The organism is Haemophilus sp. SZY H56 (genome assembly GCF_054332415.1).
In genome coordinates this window covers 1-17,490 of sequence record NZ_JBTGNX010000008.1, presented here as the reverse complement: position 1 = coordinate 17,490, position 17,490 = coordinate 1, and the positions used below count along the sequence as shown (strand labels likewise).

The following is a 17,490-nucleotide window of genomic DNA, read 5'->3' as shown; positions in this document are numbered from 1 at the left end:
AAGGAAGCAAACATGACAAACAAAGTGTCACTCGACAAATCAAAAATTAAATTTGTGCTATTAGAGGGCGTGCACCAAAGTGCATTAGATACCTTGCATGCCGCAGGCTACACCAATATCGACTTTTACAAAAAAGCCTTAGATGGTGATGAGCTAAAAGAAGCCATTAAAGATGCGCATTTTATCGGCTTACGTTCTCGTACTAATTTGACTAAGGAAATGATTGAAGCTGCGCCGAAACTTATTGCCATTGGCTGTTTCTGTATCGGTATCAACCAAGTGGATCTTGATGCGGCAAAAATGCGCGGGATTCCAGTATTTAATGCCCCGTTCTCCAATACACGTTCTGTGGCTGAATTAGTGTTGGGTGAGATTTTACTCTTAATGCGCAATATTCCTCAAGCGAATGCAGATGTACATCGTGGTTTATGGAATAAATCTGCCGTGGGTTCTCATGAAGTACGTGGTAAAAAACTCGGTATTGTGGGCTATGGCCATATCGGTTCGCAATTAAGTATTATTGCGGAATCTTTAGGGATGGAGGTGCATTTCTACGATATCGAAAATAAATTACCATTGGGTAATGCTAAACAATTGCACACACTTGAAGAGTTATTGGGTTCTTGTGATGTGATTTCGCTTCATGTACCTGATTTACCTTCAACCCGAAATTTAATGAGTGCTGAACGTATTGCACAGTTAAAACAAGATTCAATTTTGATTAATGCGGCACGTGGTATGGTAGTGGATATTGATGCTTTAGCAGCTGCGCTTGAGCAAGGTAAAGTTCGTGGTGCAGCGGTTGACGTATTCCCTGTTGAACCCGCTTCAATCAATGAAGAGTTTGTTTCACCATTACGTAAATTTGATAATGTGATTTTGACCCCGCATATCGGTGGTTCAACCGCAGAAGCCCAAGAAAACATTGGTTTTGAAGTTGCGGGTAAATTTGTGAAATATTCTGATAATGGTTCAACTCTTTCTTCCGTGAATTTCCCAGAAGTATCTTTACCAGAACACATTGGTACAAAACGTTTACTTCATATTCACGAAAACCGTCCGGGTGTATTAAACAAATTAAATCAAATTTTTGTTGAAGCCAATCTCAATATTGCGGCGCAATTTTTACAAACCGATCCGAAAATTGGTTATGTCGTCGTGGATATCGAAACAGATGACGCATCCCCGTTATTAGCTAAACTTCGTGAAATTGAAGGTACAATTAAAGCACGTGTATTGTTTTAATGTCAAAAATTAAGCGAAAACTGACCGCACTTTGTGTGGGATAGAACGCAAAATGGGCAAAGAAGGTTATCTTACTTTGCCTATTTTTATTAACTGTTTGCGGCTTACATTTATTTGATCATGGCTTTAAATAGATTGCGGCGATCAGAATTAAATGTCGGTTGTGCGGTTGGTATGGATAAAACCGTACGCAAACAATCCTGTGTGAGTTGAGCCGCTTGTTCGTTAGTCAGATTCGGGTCGAGTGGTGAATGTAAGGAACAGCTTAAATATTGCGGTACATTTTCAAGACTACTAACGGTGAAGGTTAGCGCTTTGTACGGCAGTTGAACAGTGAGTTTATCACCTAATTCACGCGGTTCCCATTGTTGTTGAGGACCTGGCAGAATCACCACACTCATCAGCCACGGGGTTAATACTGTACCAATCCATTGGTCTTCAAATAAAACAAATTTAGGGCAAAAACATTCAATGCCTTTGTGATAGAAAGGGAGATCTTGCATTTCAGGCACAATGTTTTTCATTTCGGTAAGGAAAATATCTGTTGGGTTTTCTTCAAAGCCGGTGACAGAGGTTAAAAGTGCGGTAGAATTTTCAGGTGTTTTTTCGTGTCGATACATGGTTTATTTTTCAATATTAATAAGATTAAAGCATAGCAGGTGAAATCTTAAAGAAAGTCCCCCTCTTTTCTAAAGAGGGGAATCTAGATTCAAACCGTATTCCTTAATGACTTGATTTAACGTTTCAAAAACCTTTGGCAACACGTTTTGTATTGTTTCCGTCAAACCAATTCCAGATTCTAGCGATTCTGGTTGGATGCCGATGAGGCAAAGGTGTTTTGGGAATTCATCCGTTAATTTCATTGCAGAAAGTACATCACAAATGCCGAGTTGATGTGGTGAAATTTTGCGAGAGAAAAAGGTAGGCACCTGCTCATCATGTAACACGATAATTTCACCTGGTTGTTTGTTAGCAAGCACGGCATCGACAATAATCAAATGCTCGCGATTTGCCATCGCATCCAGTAATTCCATGCCACAAGTACCACCATCGATGATGTCAAAGTGCGGTTGAATTTCAGGACGTTTTTCAAGCTCCTGCACAACGCGTACACCGACACCTTCATCACTTAACAAAATATTGCCGACGCCTAGAATTAACGGCTTCATTACAACACCTTCACTTCAGTCACTTCACCATTTTCGGTATTAACTACGTGCACGGCACAAGACATACAAGGGTCGAAAGAGTGAATGGTTCTGACCACTTCCAATGGTTTAGTTGGATCTGCCACCGGTGTACCAATAATGGAAAGTTCATAAGGACCCATTTGGTCTTGTTCGTTACGTGGACCTGCATTCCATGTAGATGGTACAACGGCTTGATAGTTTTCAATGCGACCGTCTTTGATCACCACCCAGTGAGAAAGCATACCGCGCGGTACCTCACCGAAACCAACACCACGGAATTCACCGTTTGCTGGAATATCCGTTTTAATATAAGCCGTCATATCACCTTTAGCGATATTATCAATGAGCATTTGCCATTGAGCACTTAAAATATCGTTGATCGCACAGCAATGCACGGTACGGCCGATAATACGTCCAAGGGTAGAATGTAATTGATCGGTGGTTAGAGTATTACCGGTTAATTTTTCATAAATGCCTTTTAATTCGTTGAAATGGGTAACGGTTGGTTTGTCATTCGCTGCCAAGCCGCAAATTAAATAGGCGAGAGGACCTACCTCAACGATTTTTCCGTAGAAGGTTGGGGCTTTTACCCAAGAATATTTACCGTCATCCTGCCATCCAGTGTATTTAGGACGAGTTAAACCAGCCCACGGTTCTAATGGTTCATCATCTTCGTACCAAGCGTGTTTACCGCTCTCTTTGATTCCTTTTACAACGAACTCATCTTTTTGTTGGTCGATAGGACGGAAAGTGGATAAATCGCCGTTTTCGATATAACCACCTTTTAACATGAATTTAGAGTTATCTGCATCAATTGGGTATTCTGGTACAGATAAGTAGTTGCCAGATGTTTTGCCTAAGCTTAACCATTCAGGATAGTAAGCCGCAAATACTGCTGCATCTACTTTATACACTTGGTTAATGAAGTCAGTTAAGCGATCGATACAAGCTTTCACGAACATGAGACGTTCTTGGTTTAGTACCGCTTGGGAATCTAAGTTAATTGGGTTTGCTACACCACCAATCGCCAAGTTTTGAATGTGTGGTGTTTTACTACCGAGTAATGCGACTACACGGTTAGCATCACGTTGACATTCAAGGGCTTGCAAATAGTGCGCGACGGCAATGAGGTTGACTTCTGGTGGAAGTTTCATTGCAGCGTGACCGAAGTAACCGTTAGCGAAAATACCAAGTTGTCCACTATCCACTAATGCTTGAATTTTTTTCTGTACATTGCGGAATTCGTTAGCACTGTTTAATGACCATGTAGAGACACCTTTTAGCATATCTGCTGCTTTTTCAGGATCAGCTTGTAGCGCAGCGGTGATATCCACCCAGTCCATCGCAGAGAGTTGATAGAAGTGCACGATATGGTCATGGATACTATGTGCAGCAAGAATCATGTTACGAATGTACTGTGCATTGACGGGAACTTTTGCACCAATAGCATCTTCTACGGCACGTACGCTGATAATCGCGTGTACTGTGGTACATACGCCACAGATACGTTGCATAATCATCCATGCATCACGTGGGTCGGCACCTTTTACGATATTTTCCATACCACGCCACATGGTTCCTGAGGACCAAGCATTGGTGACGACACCATTTTCAATTTCGCAATCAATACGTAAATGACCCTCAATACGGGTAATTGGGTCAATTGAGATACGTTTTTTTTCTGACATTATTCTGCTCCGCTAACTTTTTTGCTGAATGCCGCTTTTTCGACAATAATTTTTTCTGAGTCTTCGGTATGTTTTTCTTTAAATACCGGCAATACAGGGAATAAACGAATGATTAAAATATAGGCACATACTTCAATAGAAACGAAGCCAATTGAAATAAGCAATTCTTCCGCTGATGGGAAATATTGATAACCATTGCCCGGGTTATACATGATAAGCGAGTAGTTCATACGCCATAATGCTGCACCGAGTAACATGCTTAATGCCGAAATAAATAACCAACGGGAATCTGATTTTTTCTCCCCAAGGAAGAGGGTTAGTAATGGTAATACCATCAACCAGACTTCCATCCAGAACATCCATGCTTCAAATTGAGTTAATTTATCGAAACCTACAACCATTTGCAGTTTGTCGTGATAAATCAACTCACCAAAACGCACCGCTAAGAAACAGAAAATTAATCCTGCGGTAACGCGTGCAAGTTGAGTGAATAAATGACGTTCATCTGGCGTTTTTCCTGCAAGACCCGCTTTAACTAAGGAGCCTTCAAAGATCACGATAGAGAAGCCCATAATGAATGCAGTCAGTAAGGAGAGTATCGGTAAAACTTCATAGCTTTGCCATACTGGATGTACTTTATGACCAGCCACAATCATCAAGGAACCCATTGAAGATTGGTGCATCATTGGTAACAAGGCACCCAAGGCAATAATGAAAAACATGATTTTATTCAGTTTATTAAACCATTTTTTCAAGCCGAAGAAACCAAGCCATACAGGGGCAAATTCTAGGGTCACCACGATAATATACACCGTCATACAAAATGCCGTTTCAAATAGAACGGAATTCGTGTTGAACTGACCTGGAATGTAGAAATATGGCAAATGCCAATAACGTCCCATATCAATGGTGATAGATAAACCACCAAGGGAATAGCCGAATAAACTTGCAAGCAATGCTGGGCGAACAAGAGCGTGATATTTCCCTTTATTGAAAATATACACTGTCCAAGCGAGTGCCCAACCGCCACAGGCAAATCCTGTACCAACAAGTAAGTCAAAGGCAATCCATAAACCCCAAGGATAACCGCCGTTAAGTGCGGTTACAGAACCGATACCAAACACTAAACGTTTTAAAATCAATAAAACGCAAAGCACGGCAAGTGGTGCAAAAAAGAGAATTGCGGTAGAAACAAGGCGACCGCCCACTGGACGTGGATTACTCATGATGCTCATCCTCCGCTTCTTCCATTTCCTTGCGTGCCTGACGCATAGCTTCTTTTTGTGCTGCAATACGCTCAGCAATTTTATCGCCGTGCATATTTTTGTAAGTCATAAAGGTTAGACCCGCAAGTGCCACTAACGGTAAGGCTAAACCGCGATACAAGAAGTGTTGTAAATGCGCGGCACGAGAACCCGTTGCAACTTCATCTAAGTCTGGTAAACCAAGATTAGCAAAAGGTACACCACTTAAGGCGAGCACCTGTGTACCACCACCTTCTTTTTCACCGTAGATGTGATATTGATATGCCGGTACGGTAGCACGGTATTTATCTGTACTATTGACGTGTTGACGTGGGTAATCATATTCAGTACCACGTAATAAGCTTAAACGACGTTTAGCTTCAGCCAATAATTCTTCACGTGTACCAAAAATAATGGCACCAGTTGGGCAAACATGACAACAACCAGGTAATTCGCCTTTATCTAAGCGTTCAACACCTTTTTGGTTACAGAGTTCACATTTGCTGATTTCACCGAATGGATTGTCATAGTCGTATTTTGGCACATCAAAAGGACAGCCGACCATGCAATAACGGCAACCAGTACAGATATCGGGATCATATTTTACGATACCGGTTTTTGGATCTTTGGTAAGGGCTTGAACCGGGCAAACCGCAACACAGTTAGGATCAACGCAATGCATACATTGTTTTTTCACGTAAGCATAGCCGTTTTCTGTTTTATCTTTATTTGTGCCGTCACCATCACTCCATACTTGAATCACGTTACGAGTAAATGGAGTGAGTTTGTCGTTATTTGACCAAGTTTGATCACCTTTTGGATTCACAGGTGTGTGGTTTACGTTTTGACATTCAGCTACACATGCTTGACAACCTACGCAAAGGGTAGAGTCGTAAAGCATTCCTAGTGCGCCAGGAATGGGCTCAACCGTTTCCGTTGCCTGCACACTCGACACAGGCAAGGAGGAAGCGATTCCGCCAAGCATACCAGCTTTTAGAAATTTTCGTCTATCCATCTTATTTACCTGTATGTTGTTCTTTCTCTGCGGCTTTAGCTTCGGAACGGGCTTTATGTTGAGCGCTTAATTCGCGTAAGGTCACAACACTCACGCCTGCTAGGATTGCAGCTGCACCACCTAATAAGCCAATGGCGGTCATGGTTGCACCTGAACCTTCGGTATTATTCACATCTGGTTTTTCAACACGCGGTGTTGGGTTTTCTACGCCCGCTAATTGGAAAATACCTTTGGTAAAGCCCACACCTTTTTCGTTACAACCATAGCAAGGGTGCCCGATACCAACCGGCCAGTTATTACCGCCGACATCACAGAATTCTAAAGTAGAACAGTTACCGTAAGTTTCTGGTCCTTTACAACCGAGATGATACAGACACCAACCGTTGCGGTGACCATAATCGCCGTATTCTTTAGCAAAGCGACCGGCATCAAAGTGCGGGCGACGATAGCAGTTTTCATGAATTAAGCGATCGTAAGCGAATAATGGACGATTTAATTTGTCCATTGCGGGTAGTTTCTTATAAGTAAGAATATAAGCGACAGTTGCAAGGAAGTTGTGTGGATTTGGTGGACAACCTGGAATATTAATCACCGGAGTGCCTTTTGGTAATACTTCAGATAAGCTGCTTGCGCCAGTTGGGTTACCACCGCTAGAAGGTACGCCACCCCATGCTGCACAAGAACCGATCGCAATAATTGCGGCAGCCCCTTTAGCGGCTTCTTGGATGTGTTCTACAATCGGTTTACCTGCTACCATACAATAGACGCCGCCGTCTTTCACCGGAATAGATCCATCTACGACTAAAACATATTTTCCATAATACTGTTTAATTGCATTGTGTTTGTTATCTTCAGCTTGTTCCCCAAAGGCTGCAGAAAGCGTTTCGTGGTATTCTAAGGAAATCATTTCCAATACCAAGTTTTCGACTGTTGGGTGGGTCGCGCGTAGCAAGGATTCAGTACAACCCGTACATTCTTGCGCACCGATCCATAATACTGGTGGACGTTTAGGTTCGGTTAAAGCAGCGGTCATTTCTGCACCCGCTTTTGAACTTAACCCCATGGTCGCCGCAAGTGCGGTACATAATTTCATAAAATCCCGACGGGAAACTTCTGCTAAAGCAGAAAATAATCCATCACTTCGTTGCATATGATCACTCCAAATTGGCACGTTACTTGTATGGTTAATCTAGCTATGATATGCCTTGATGGAGGAACTTTATTTGATCAGAATCAAAAACACCCTTATTTTCCTTACAAAATAAGAGGGTAAGTGATTGTTTTTATTTAATTATTGAGAATGATTGTTATTTGTTGTGGCTTTCTTCACTTGAAGCATATGTTATTGCACGTTATATTTTTCAATCAAAAGAAATGCTTTTGTTACCCTAAAAGAGAAATAACCCGGTGTGAAGATATGCTTTATCGTTTATATTCAAACTTTGGATTAAAAAATCTTTTTAAACATTGACCACAATTAATCTTGTTGAAGTGAGAAAAATGGGCAACAAAGATTATTCGATTTTGCCCATTTTTATAGATTAGTTATTAGCTATTTGTGCTTTTTTACGCTCTAAACGTAATACACCTAAATGTGTCATATAGCAGCAGAAAATACAGCCAGCTACAGCGAATAGTAGTAGATAGAAACCAGCGTCCCAACCGAATTTATCAGCTAAAATACCAAATAATGCAGTACCAGAGAAACTACCTAAGATATAACTTAATAAACCACGTAAGCCTGTTGCAGAACCTGCTGCAAAAGAAGGAACTAGCTCGATAGTTTGAAGTGAAGATAAGAACATTGGCACATAAATTAAGCATCCAATAATACCTGCCCCGATGGTGACGGTTAATAAGTCACTACCGCCCCAGTAAACAAACATTGCTGCGCCCACACCGAATAAGGTGATGATAGCAAGTGGCATACGGCGACCTTTGAAATAAGTATCAGTTAACCAACCTGCTAATAGCGTAGAAGGAATTGCTGCCCATTCAAAGATAGCAAATGCTGTCCCCATTTGAGCTTTAGTGAAACCTTTAGTTTCTAACAAATAAAGTGGTAGCCAGGTTAATACACCAAAACGGATCATATAAGTGAATACGTCGATAAAAGAAACAAACCACACATTAATGTCTTTCATAATGTAATCACGGAAGATTTCCCATGTGGTTAAGTTGACGTTTTCTTCTTTTGTGACAACTAATTCTTCATTTTCACTTTCAAGAATTTTTCCAACTGGTGGTAAGCCTTCATTGTAAGTACGACCCGCACCAAAGATGTAGAAAATAATCGCAACAATAGTAGCAATTGCTACAGGTACAACAAAGTGTGCGGCTTGCCAATGCTCTTGACCCAACCAAGCGATACTTGCACCCGCAATTGGGGCGACTAAACCACCACCTACGTTGTGAGAGATATTGAATATAGCGGTTGTTACACCACGAGATTTACGTGGGAACCAGCTTGCTAGTACGATGTACGCTGGACCAGCACCCATCCCTTGGAAGATACCATTAAGTACACAAAGGAATAAGAATGCCCAAAATGATGCACTGAAGCCCATCATTAAGTTTACTGCTGCCGACATCATTAAGCCGAAAATCATAAAGTGTTTCGGATTTGATTTATCTGCGATTGCAGACATGAAACCTTTACTTAAACCATAAACAATTAACATGGTACCGGAAATAAAACCGATATCTTTTTTGGTGAAACCAAAATCGCTAATTAATTCAGGAGAAGAAAGAAGGAAGTTATTACGTAAAATATAGAATGCTGCATAACCGATAAAGATGCCAAATAATGCATGCCATCTTAAGCGATTATAACGCTCTCTAATTTCAGTATCAGGAACAGGTGTACCTGGATTAGACTTTAGGAATGAAATCATGTGATAATCCTTTAATTTTTAGTACAACAAAACTCATTTCTATACAAAAAATGAGGTAGCGTCGTAATATAAGGAGAAAAATCGAGATGTCAAATAAAAAAATAACACAAACTTTGACCGCACTTTTATTTCGCAAAATAGTCAGTTTTTTGCTATAATTCCGCACAATTTTCATTACAAAATAGAGAAAAACTATGTCAGAAACACCTGTTACGGAAAATGCTTATGGTGCATCAAGTATTAAAGTCTTAAAAGGGCTTGATGCGGTTCGGAAACGTCCGGGCATGTATATTGGGGATACTGATGATGGAACAGGTTTACACCATATGGTGTTTGAGGTGGTGGATAATGCGATCGATGAAGCCCTTGCGGGTCATTGTTCCGATATTATCGTGACCATTCATGATGATAATTCTGTTTCCGTACAAGATGACGGCCGTGGTATTCCAGTAGATATCCATCCAGAAGAAGGTGTTTCTGCAGCAGAAGTCATCATGACAGTACTTCACGCGGGCGGTAAATTTGATGATAACTCCTATAAAGTATCAGGTGGTTTACACGGCGTGGGTGTTTCGGTGGTAAATGCACTTTCTGATAAATTGCAATTAACCATTCGTCGTCAAGGTCACGTGTATGAGCAATTCTATCACTTAGGCGAGCCTCAAGCGCCTTTAACTGTTATTGGTGAAACGCAAGTAACAGGTACAACGGTGCGTTTCTGGCCAAGTCCAGAAATCTTTGCAATTACAACTTTCGATTACAAAATTTTAGCAAAACGCTTACGTGAGCTTTCATTTTTAAATTCTGGTGTATCCATTCGTTTAATTGATAAACGGGATGGCACGGAAGATCACTTCCATTATGAAGGTGGTATTCAAGCGTTCGTTGAATATTTAAATAAAAATAAAAATCCAATTCACCCAAAACCATTCTATTTTTCAGCTGAAAAAGACGGCATTGGGGTGGAAGTTGCATTGCAATGGAATGATGGCGTAAACGAAAACGTTTATTGCTTTACCAATAACATTCCACAACGTGATGGTGGTACTCACTTAGCCGGTTTCCGTGGTGCATTAACCCGTAGCTTAAATAACTATATGGAAAGCGAAGGGTTACTGAAAAAAGAGAAAGTGAGCACTTCAGGTGACGATGCGCGTGAAGGTTTGGTGGCGATTATTTCGGTGAAAGTGCCCGATCCTAAATTCTCTTCACAAACAAAAGACAAATTAGTGTCTTCTGAAGTGAAAAGTGCGGTTGAATCTGCTATGAATGAGCGTATGCAGGAATATTTATTAGAAAATCCAGCCGATGCGAAAATCATTGTAAATCAAATCATTACGGCTGCACGTGCACGTGAAGCAGCACGTAAAGCGCGTGAAATGACTCGTCGTAAAGGTGCATTAGATATTGCAGGCCTTCCGGGTAAATTAGCGGACTGCCAAGAAAAAGATCCCGCACTGTCAGAACTTTACCTCGTGGAGGGGGATTCTGCAGGCGGTTCTGCAAAATCGGGTCGTGATCGTAAAACCCAAGCAATTTTACCGTTAAAAGGAAAGATTCTTAACGTTGAAAAAGCACGTTTTGACAAAATGCTTTCTTCTCAAGAAGTGGGTACATTAATTACAGCGCTTGGCTGTGGTATTGGCCGCGATGAATATAACCCGGATAAATTACGTTACCACCACATCATTATCATGACCGATGCGGACGTGGACGGTTCACACATTCGTACTTTATTGTTGACCTTCTTCTATCGTCAAATGCCGGAATTAATTGAGCGTGGTTACGTGTATATTGCTCAGCCGCCACTTTATAAAGTGAAAAAAGGTAAACAAGAGCGTTATATTAAAGATAACGACGAAATGGTGCAATATGAGTTAATGCTTGCGTTAGATGGTGCTGCGTTACATATTAGTGCTAATGCGCCGGCAATGAATGATTTAGTGTTTGAGAAATTAGTAGGCGAATATAACAATGTTCAGAAATTAATTACTCGTTTAAGTCGTTACTATCCTGAGCCATTGTTACAAGGATTGGTTTACCAACCACAATTAACCATTGATTTAATGCGTAATGAAAGTGCGGTCGAAAATTGGGCGAATGCTTTTGTTGCATACTTAACTGAAAAAGAAACAGAAGCGCATTTATATTCAGCAAGAACCCAATTTAACAGCGAACGCCAAGTATATGAAGCCGTTATTACTGTTCGTAAACATGGTATTGATACTGATTACTTCATCAACTTTGATTTTGTGACGGGCAATGAATTTGCGAAGATTACCGTATTCGGTCAGCAAGTGAATGGCTTACTAGAAGAGGGAGCCTACGTCACTCGTGGTGAAAAAACTCAGCCCGTTCAATCATTTGAACAAGCTGTTGAATGGTTGATGAAAGAATCTCGTCGTGGCTTAGAAATCCAACGCTATAAAGGGTTAGGTGAAATGAATGCTGAGCAACTTTGGGAAACCACTATGGATCCAAATGCTCGTCGTATGTTAAAAGTATCAATTAAAGATGCTGTTGCCGCAGACCAACTCTTCACCACATTAATGGGGGATGAAGTTGAGCCTCGTCGTGAATTCATTGAAATGAATGCGTTGCGAGCAAACTTAGACGTTTAGTCTAATATTCAAAAATATCACTAAAGATAACCGCACTTAGGGAAATCAAGTGCGGTATTTTTTTACTTAAGATATAAATAAAAATAATTTTCAATTAGATCTGTTATTTGTTTATATTCTTGACTATAATTTTCATGATTTTTATCGCTTAAAGGCAATGATACGAAATAGACTTGTTTTTAGTTGTTAGATTGATAGCAAAGTACGCATAGTAATGTGCGTACTTCTTTTTTGTTTTTAGGAGCAATCATTATGATGATAGATAAACGTCTAATTAACACGGTGGCCGACAGTAAAAAATGGATTGGCATCACGGTGTTATGGAACTGGGTGGCGTTAATTGGTGGGATTATTAGTGCCGTCGTGTTTTCTTATATTTTACAGGCCGCTTATTTTAAAGAGTTGACGATGCCAAGTGCGGTGGGTTTAGGTGTGATTTTAATTGCGGCATTGGCATTACGTGCTTTTGCGGGTAAAAAATCAGTGCAGGCTTCTTATTTTGCCAGTACAAAAGTGAAACATGAGTTGCGTAGCCTCATTTATCGAAAATTGGCTTTGATGCCACTAAACCAAGTGAATCAACAATCTACGTCAAATATCATTCAAGTGGCTTCAGAAGGCGTAGAACAACTTGAAATCTATTTCGGACGTTATTTGCCTCAGCTTTTTTATAGCTTGCTTGCACCGCTCACACTCTTCGCTTTTCTGATCTTTTTCAGCTTTAAAACAGCCGTGATTTTGCTGATTTGCGTGCCGCTGATTCCAGTGTCTATTATTGCAGTGAATAAAATTGCGAAAAAACTCTTGGCAAAATATTGGTCCATTTATGTGGGATTAGGCAGCAGCTTTTTAGATAACCTACAAGGTTTAATCACGCTAAAAATCTATCAAGATGATGCTTATAAAGCAAAAGCAATGGATGAAGAAGCGGAACATTTCCGCAAAATCACTATGAAAGTACTGACCATGCAGCTTAATTCCGTATCACTGATGGATTTACTTGCTTACGGTGGTGCGGCAATCGGGATTTTAACGGCTTTGTTGCAATTCCAAGCGGACCAATTAACCGTATTAGGTGTCATTTTATTTATTTTACTTTCTTCTGAATTCTTTATTCCACTTCGTTTATTGGGTTCATTCTTCCATGTGGCGATGAATGGTAAAGCCGCATCAGACAAGATTTTCACATTGTTAGATACGCCCGTAGAAACTCAAACACAAGCGGTCGATTTTGCAGCGAAAAATGCTATTCAGGTGGATATTCAAAATCTGCATTTTGCTTATAGCGAAGAAAAACCAGCGATTACAGGTTTAGATTTAAGTATCTTACCAAATCAGCTTACAGTATTTGTGGGTAAAAGTGGTTGTGGTAAATCTACCTTGGTTTCATTGCTAATGGGCTTTAATAAAGCGCAACAAGGCAAAATTCTATTCAACGGCCAAGAAATTCAATCTATTGATCGCCATTCGTTTTATGAAAAGGTTTCTTTGGTGAGCCATAGCAGTTATGTGTTTAAAGGTACGCTACGTGAAAACATGAAGATGGCGAAAATTGATGCTACAGATGAGCAAATTTATGCGTGTTTAGAGCAAGTCAATCTGGCGCAATTCGTTCGAGATAATGGCGGATTAGATATGCAATTATTAAGCCGTGGCGCAAATTTATCTGGCGGTCAGATTCAACGTTTAGCCTTAGCGCGTGCTTTACTACACAATGCCGAGCTTTATATTTTTGATGAAGCGACCAGTAATATTGATGTGGAAAGCGAAGAAATTATTTTGCAGTTCATTCAGCAATTTAAACAACAAAAAACGATTGTGATGATTTCTCACCGCTTGGCGAATGCGGTAAATGCGGACTGTATTAACGTACTTGACCAAGGCAAATTGATTGAGCAAGGCGCACACGAAACCTTAATGGCAAAACAAGGTGCGTATGCTGAAATGTTCCAACAACAAAAAGATTTAGAACAAATTAGAGAGGTGGCAAATGCGTAAAAATGGTTTTGTTGTAATGGGGCATTTGTTGAAATTAGTAACTCCACTTGCACATATTATGGCGTTTACCATTACTATGGGTACGCTCGGTTTCCTAGCTGCCATCTTTATTATGGTGCTGGGTGCGATGGGGTTAGTGAATCTTCTTAACTTTGACACCCATTTAACTTTCTCTGGAATTTTGACCGCACTTATCGTATTGGCGGTGGCTCGTGGCGCATTGCGTTATTTAGAGCAAATGTCCGGGCACTATATTGCTTTTAAATTATTGGCATTATTGCGCGATAAAGTGTTTTCTTCTTTACGCCGTTTGGCTTTTGTGAAGTTGCAAGATAAACAGGCAGGGCAATTAGTGTCATTAGTCACCAATGATATTGAATTACTTGAAGTGTTCTATGCACACACCATTGCACCAATTATGATTGCGTTCTTTACCTCTGCGATTTTATTGTTGGTCTTTGCGCATCTTTCAGGTTGGTTTGTGCTTGTAGCATTGGCTGCGTATTTAACAGTAGGCGTGATTCTACCGATTATCACCACCAAATTGGCACGTGAAGATGGCAGACGTTATCGTGAATTAGTGGGCGAAATGAATGACTTCTTCCTCGACAGCGTGCGTGGTATGAAAGAAATTCAACTTTTCGGTTATGCGAAACAACGGTTAGATGAAATCCAACAACGCAGCCAAAAAATTGATACAGCTTTTGAGCGCATCAAAGACCAAGAAGCGAAAGTCCGTATTTATACTGAAGTGGCGGTATCCGTTTTCAACATTATTATGCTGTTTACTGGCTTAATTTTATTTAGTTTAGATAAGATTGATTTTTCTGCCTTTTTAATTGGCGTGATTTTATTGATGTCGAGCTATGGCCCCGTTATTGCGTTAAGTAACCTTTCAAGCAACTTGTTACAAACCTTGGCTTCAGGTGAGCGTGTATTGAGCTTGCTAGCAGAAGAACCCGAATTAAAAGATGTAGAAAGTGCGGTCGATTTGAAAGAGGTTTCTCGCATTGATGTTGAGAATGTAAGTTTTGCCTATGGTGAAGAACAAATTTTATCGGATGTTAGCTTGTCTGTGAAAAAGGGTGAAATTTTAGGTATTCACGGCAGAAGCGGCAGTGGTAAAAGTACCCTGTTAAAACTGCTGATGCGTTTTTACGATCCTAAATCAGGTAGCATTAAAATTAATGGCGAAAGCTTACCGAATATCAACACCCGTAGTTTGCGTGACAATATGGCATACATTACTCAGCAAACCTATATTTTTAACGAAACCATCGAGGAAAATATTCGCCTTGCGCACCGTGATGCAACGTTAGAAGAAATTATGGAAGCGGCGAAGAAAGCGTCAATTCATGATTTCATTTTAAGCTTGCCTGAAGGGTATCAAACGAAAATGACGGAATTGGGCGGCAATCTCTCTGATGGTGAAAAACAACGTATCGGTATTGCCCGTGCCTTCTTACACAATGCGCCAATTATTTTGCTTGATGAACCGACTAGCAACTTAGATAGCTTAAATGAAGCGATGATTTTAAAATCGTTGCTGAATGTGAAAGCAGAAAAATTGATTATTCTCGTGAGTCATCGCCAATCGACTATGGCTATTTGTGATCAGGTGATTGGTATTGAGAATGGAAGGATGTCGTAAGGTAGTGAGAAAAAGAGCGGTCAATTTGATCTGACCGCTTTTTTTTATTTTCTTAATTTCACTAACTCAACTTCGTGATTTTCACCTTTTCTAAGAATGAGATTGGCTCGCTCACGAGTCGGCAGAATGTTTTGTTTTAAATTCAATCCATTAATGTTATCCCAAATTTTGCTAGCCGTTTCAATGGCCTCTTGCTCAGAGAGATTAGCGTAATGTTTAAAATAGGAGTCAGGATTTGTAAAAGCACTTTGGCGGAATTTTAAGAATCGTTTGATATACCATTCTTTAAGAAGTTTTTCGTCTGCATCCACATAGATAGAAAAATCTACAAAATCAGATACGAAGGTTTGATTGGCTTTGTTTGAACCTGTTTGGAGAACGTTTAATCCTTCTAAAATTAAAATATCGGGTTGATCGACAATATTGAACTTATTAGGAACAATATCGTAAGTCAGATGAGAATAAATGGGCGATTTTACAGATGGCTTGCCTGATTTGATATCAGCTAGAAATTGAATTAACTTGGCCGTATCATAAGAAATCGGGAATCCTTTCTTTTGTAAGAGATTCTTTTTTTTCAGTTTTTCCAGTGGCAAGAGAAAACCATCGGTAGTAATGAGATCTACTTTCCGCTCAAAGGGCCAATAGGTGAGCAGTGATTGTAAAATGCGTGCTGAAGTGCTTTTCCCGACCGCAACGCTTCCTGCAATACTAATGATATAGGGCACTTTAGGGCGTTGTCCGTCAAGAAATCGATTTAAAACCGTTTGGCGGCGAAGGTTTTCATCAATATAGTAGTTGATGAGACGTGCAAGCGGTAGATAGATAGTACTTACTTCATCAAGAGAAAGCTCTTCATTAAAGCCTAAAAGTGGCTTTAGATCTTGCTCCGTTAATTTTAGCGGAACAGATTTTCTTAATTCAGCCCATTGTTGACGGCTAAAGTTTAAAAAAGGTATAAATTGTTCAGTAATATTCACGGTGTTTTATGTATAGACAGAAAAACTGGACAAAATATACCCTATAAATGAAGAATGATCATTGATTTTTATTAAAATTGATAAGTTTTGTATTCTGGTAATATATTTTTGCTTGTAAATTAGACGAATAATCAAAAAAAACTTTTTTTTTAAAAAAAAAGCTTGTCAGAAGTAAAAATTTCCATATAATACGCCTCACTTGCTTACGACATGCCGACTTAGCTCAGTAGGTAGAGCAACTGACTTGTAATCAGTAGGTCACCAGTTCGATTCCGGTAGTCGGCACCATCCTTTAGTAAACAAGTATTCATTTAGCGTGGAGGGGTTCCCGAGCGGCCAAAGGGGGCAGACTGTAAATCTGTTGGCTCAGCCTTCGAAGGTTCGAATCCTTCTCCCTCCACCATTTTCTAAATGAATTCTGATGGGACAGATGAATTTAGGACTGCGGGCATCGTATAATGGCTATTACCTTAGCCTTCCAAGCTAATGATGCGGGTTCGATTCCCGCTGCCCGCTCCAAACGCTGATATAGCTCAGTTGGTAGAGCGCACCCTTGGTAAGGGTGAGGTCGGCGGTTCAAATCCGCCTATCAGCACCACCTTCCAAATTCCTCTTTCCTTTATTAAATAGTAATGATTTTATTGGTTAATGTGGTTTAATTTACCCATCGATAACCGTGTCTATTTAGAGGGACTCTTTAAATGTCTAAAGAAAAATTTGAACGTACAAAACCGCACGTAAACGTGGGTACAATCGGCCACGTTGACCACGGTAAAACAACTTTAACAGCAGCAATCACAACCGTATTAGCAAAACACTACGGTGGTGCAGCTCGTGCATTCGACCAAATCGATAACGCGCCAGAAGAAAAAGCGCGTGGTATCACTATCAACACCTCACACGTTGAATACGATACTCCAACTCGCCACTACGCACACGTTGACTGCCCAGGACACGCGGACTA

Annotated in this window: 13 protein-coding genes and 4 tRNA genes; 9 read left to right on the top strand and 8 right to left on the bottom strand. The window is 40.3% G+C overall.

The window, feature by feature from the left end; translation table 11 throughout:
• Positions 1 to 12 precede the first annotated feature (12 nt).
• A complete protein-coding gene (gene serA, locus ACXVWP_RS07180) occupies positions 13 to 1,245 on the top strand; it encodes a phosphoglycerate dehydrogenase (RefSeq protein WP_297568669.1) in 1,233 nt (410 codons plus the stop codon).
• Positions 1,246 to 1,355: 110 nt separating this feature from the next.
• Here the strand turns inward: serA and hybE are convergent, their stop codons facing one another.
• The 7 genes from hybE to ACXVWP_RS07145 all read right to left on the bottom strand — a co-directional run bounded on the left by hybE (position 1,356) and on the right by ACXVWP_RS07145 (position 9,276).
• The gene (hybE, locus tag ACXVWP_RS07175) at positions 1,356 to 1,865 is read right to left on the bottom strand and encodes a hydrogenase-2 assembly chaperone (RefSeq protein ID WP_289902387.1); all 510 of its coding nucleotides are present in this window, start codon (positions 1,863 to 1,865) and stop codon (positions 1,356 to 1,358) included.
• Between the two features lie 69 nt (positions 1,866 to 1,934).
• Entirely contained in the window at positions 1,935 to 2,414 is a 480-nt protein-coding gene (locus tag ACXVWP_RS07170) for a HyaD/HybD family hydrogenase maturation endopeptidase (RefSeq protein ID WP_070775115.1), read from the bottom strand.
• Positions 2,414 to 4,123: a hydrogenase 2 large subunit gene (hybC, locus tag ACXVWP_RS07165; protein ID WP_289902388.1), complete on the bottom strand. Its 1,710-nt coding sequence runs from the start codon at positions 4,121 to 4,123 to the stop codon at positions 2,414 to 2,416. Before hybC ends, ACXVWP_RS07170 begins: the two co-directional genes overlap by 1 nt.
• Positions 4,123 to 5,349, bottom strand: a complete 1,227-nt coding sequence (gene hybB, locus ACXVWP_RS07160; RefSeq protein ID WP_128787940.1) for a Ni/Fe-hydrogenase cytochrome b subunit — start codon at positions 5,347 to 5,349, stop codon at positions 4,123 to 4,125. The genes hybC and hybB overlap by 1 nt, the downstream gene beginning before the upstream one ends.
• Positions 5,342 to 6,382: a hydrogenase 2 operon protein HybA gene (gene hybA / locus ACXVWP_RS07155; protein WP_128787941.1), complete on the bottom strand. Its 1,041-nt coding sequence runs from the start codon at positions 6,380 to 6,382 to the stop codon at positions 5,342 to 5,344. The genes hybB and hybA overlap by 8 nt, the downstream gene beginning before the upstream one ends.
• 1 nt (position 6,383) lies before the next feature.
• Positions 6,384 to 7,532 carry a hydrogenase 2 small subunit gene (hybO, locus tag ACXVWP_RS07150; protein WP_005697985.1) on the bottom strand — a complete coding sequence of 383 codons (1,149 nt, stop codon included), beginning with the start codon at positions 7,530 to 7,532 and terminating at the stop codon, positions 6,384 to 6,386.
• Positions 7,533 to 7,923: 391 nt separating this feature from the next.
• The gene (locus tag ACXVWP_RS07145) at positions 7,924 to 9,276 is read right to left on the bottom strand and encodes an MFS transporter (RefSeq protein WP_289902389.1); all 1,353 of its coding nucleotides are present in this window, start codon (positions 9,274 to 9,276) and stop codon (positions 7,924 to 7,926) included.
• Positions 9,277 to 9,470: 194 nt separating this feature from the next.
• Here ACXVWP_RS07145 and gyrB point away from each other — a divergent pair, with 194 nt between their 5' ends.
• The 3 genes from gyrB (at position 9,471) to cydC (ending at position 15,546) form a co-directional block, all read left to right on the top strand.
• Positions 9,471 to 11,897: a DNA topoisomerase (ATP-hydrolyzing) subunit B gene (gyrB, locus tag ACXVWP_RS07140; protein ID WP_049375211.1), complete on the top strand. Its 2,427-nt coding sequence runs from the start codon at positions 9,471 to 9,473 to the stop codon at positions 11,895 to 11,897.
• Positions 11,898 to 12,149: 252 nt separating this feature from the next.
• Positions 12,150 to 13,895, top strand: a complete 1,746-nt coding sequence (locus ACXVWP_RS07135) for an ABC transporter ATP-binding protein/permease (RefSeq protein WP_128787944.1) — start codon at positions 12,150 to 12,152, stop codon at positions 13,893 to 13,895.
• The gene (cydC, locus tag ACXVWP_RS07130; protein WP_289902390.1) at positions 13,888 to 15,546 is read left to right on the top strand and encodes a thiol reductant ABC exporter subunit CydC; all 1,659 of its coding nucleotides are present in this window, start codon (positions 13,888 to 13,890) and stop codon (positions 15,544 to 15,546) included. Before ACXVWP_RS07135 ends, cydC begins: the two co-directional genes overlap by 8 nt.
• Before the next feature lie 44 nt (positions 15,547 to 15,590).
• Here cydC and coaA read toward each other — a convergent pair whose 3' ends face one another.
• Positions 15,591 to 16,526, bottom strand: a complete 936-nt coding sequence (coaA, locus tag ACXVWP_RS07125) for a type I pantothenate kinase (RefSeq protein ID WP_128787946.1) — start codon at positions 16,524 to 16,526, stop codon at positions 15,591 to 15,593.
• 212 nt (positions 16,527 to 16,738) lie between these two features.
• Here coaA and ACXVWP_RS07120 point away from each other — a divergent pair.
• The 5 genes from ACXVWP_RS07120 to ACXVWP_RS07100 all read left to right on the top strand — a co-directional run.
• Positions 16,739 to 16,814 (top strand) — tRNA-Thr (locus tag ACXVWP_RS07120).
• A gap of 30 nt (positions 16,815 to 16,844) precedes the next feature.
• Positions 16,845 to 16,929 (top strand) — tRNA-Tyr (locus ACXVWP_RS07115).
• Positions 16,930 to 16,970: 41 nt separating this feature from the next.
• Positions 16,971 to 17,045 (top strand) — tRNA-Gly (locus ACXVWP_RS07110).
• A gap of 3 nt (positions 17,046 to 17,048) precedes the next feature.
• Positions 17,049 to 17,124 (top strand) — tRNA-Thr (locus ACXVWP_RS07105).
• Positions 17,125 to 17,227: 103 nt separating this feature from the next.
• A partial coding sequence (locus ACXVWP_RS07100; RefSeq protein WP_227932570.1) for a GTP-binding protein occupies positions 17,228 to 17,490 on the top strand: 263 nt, incomplete at its 3' end.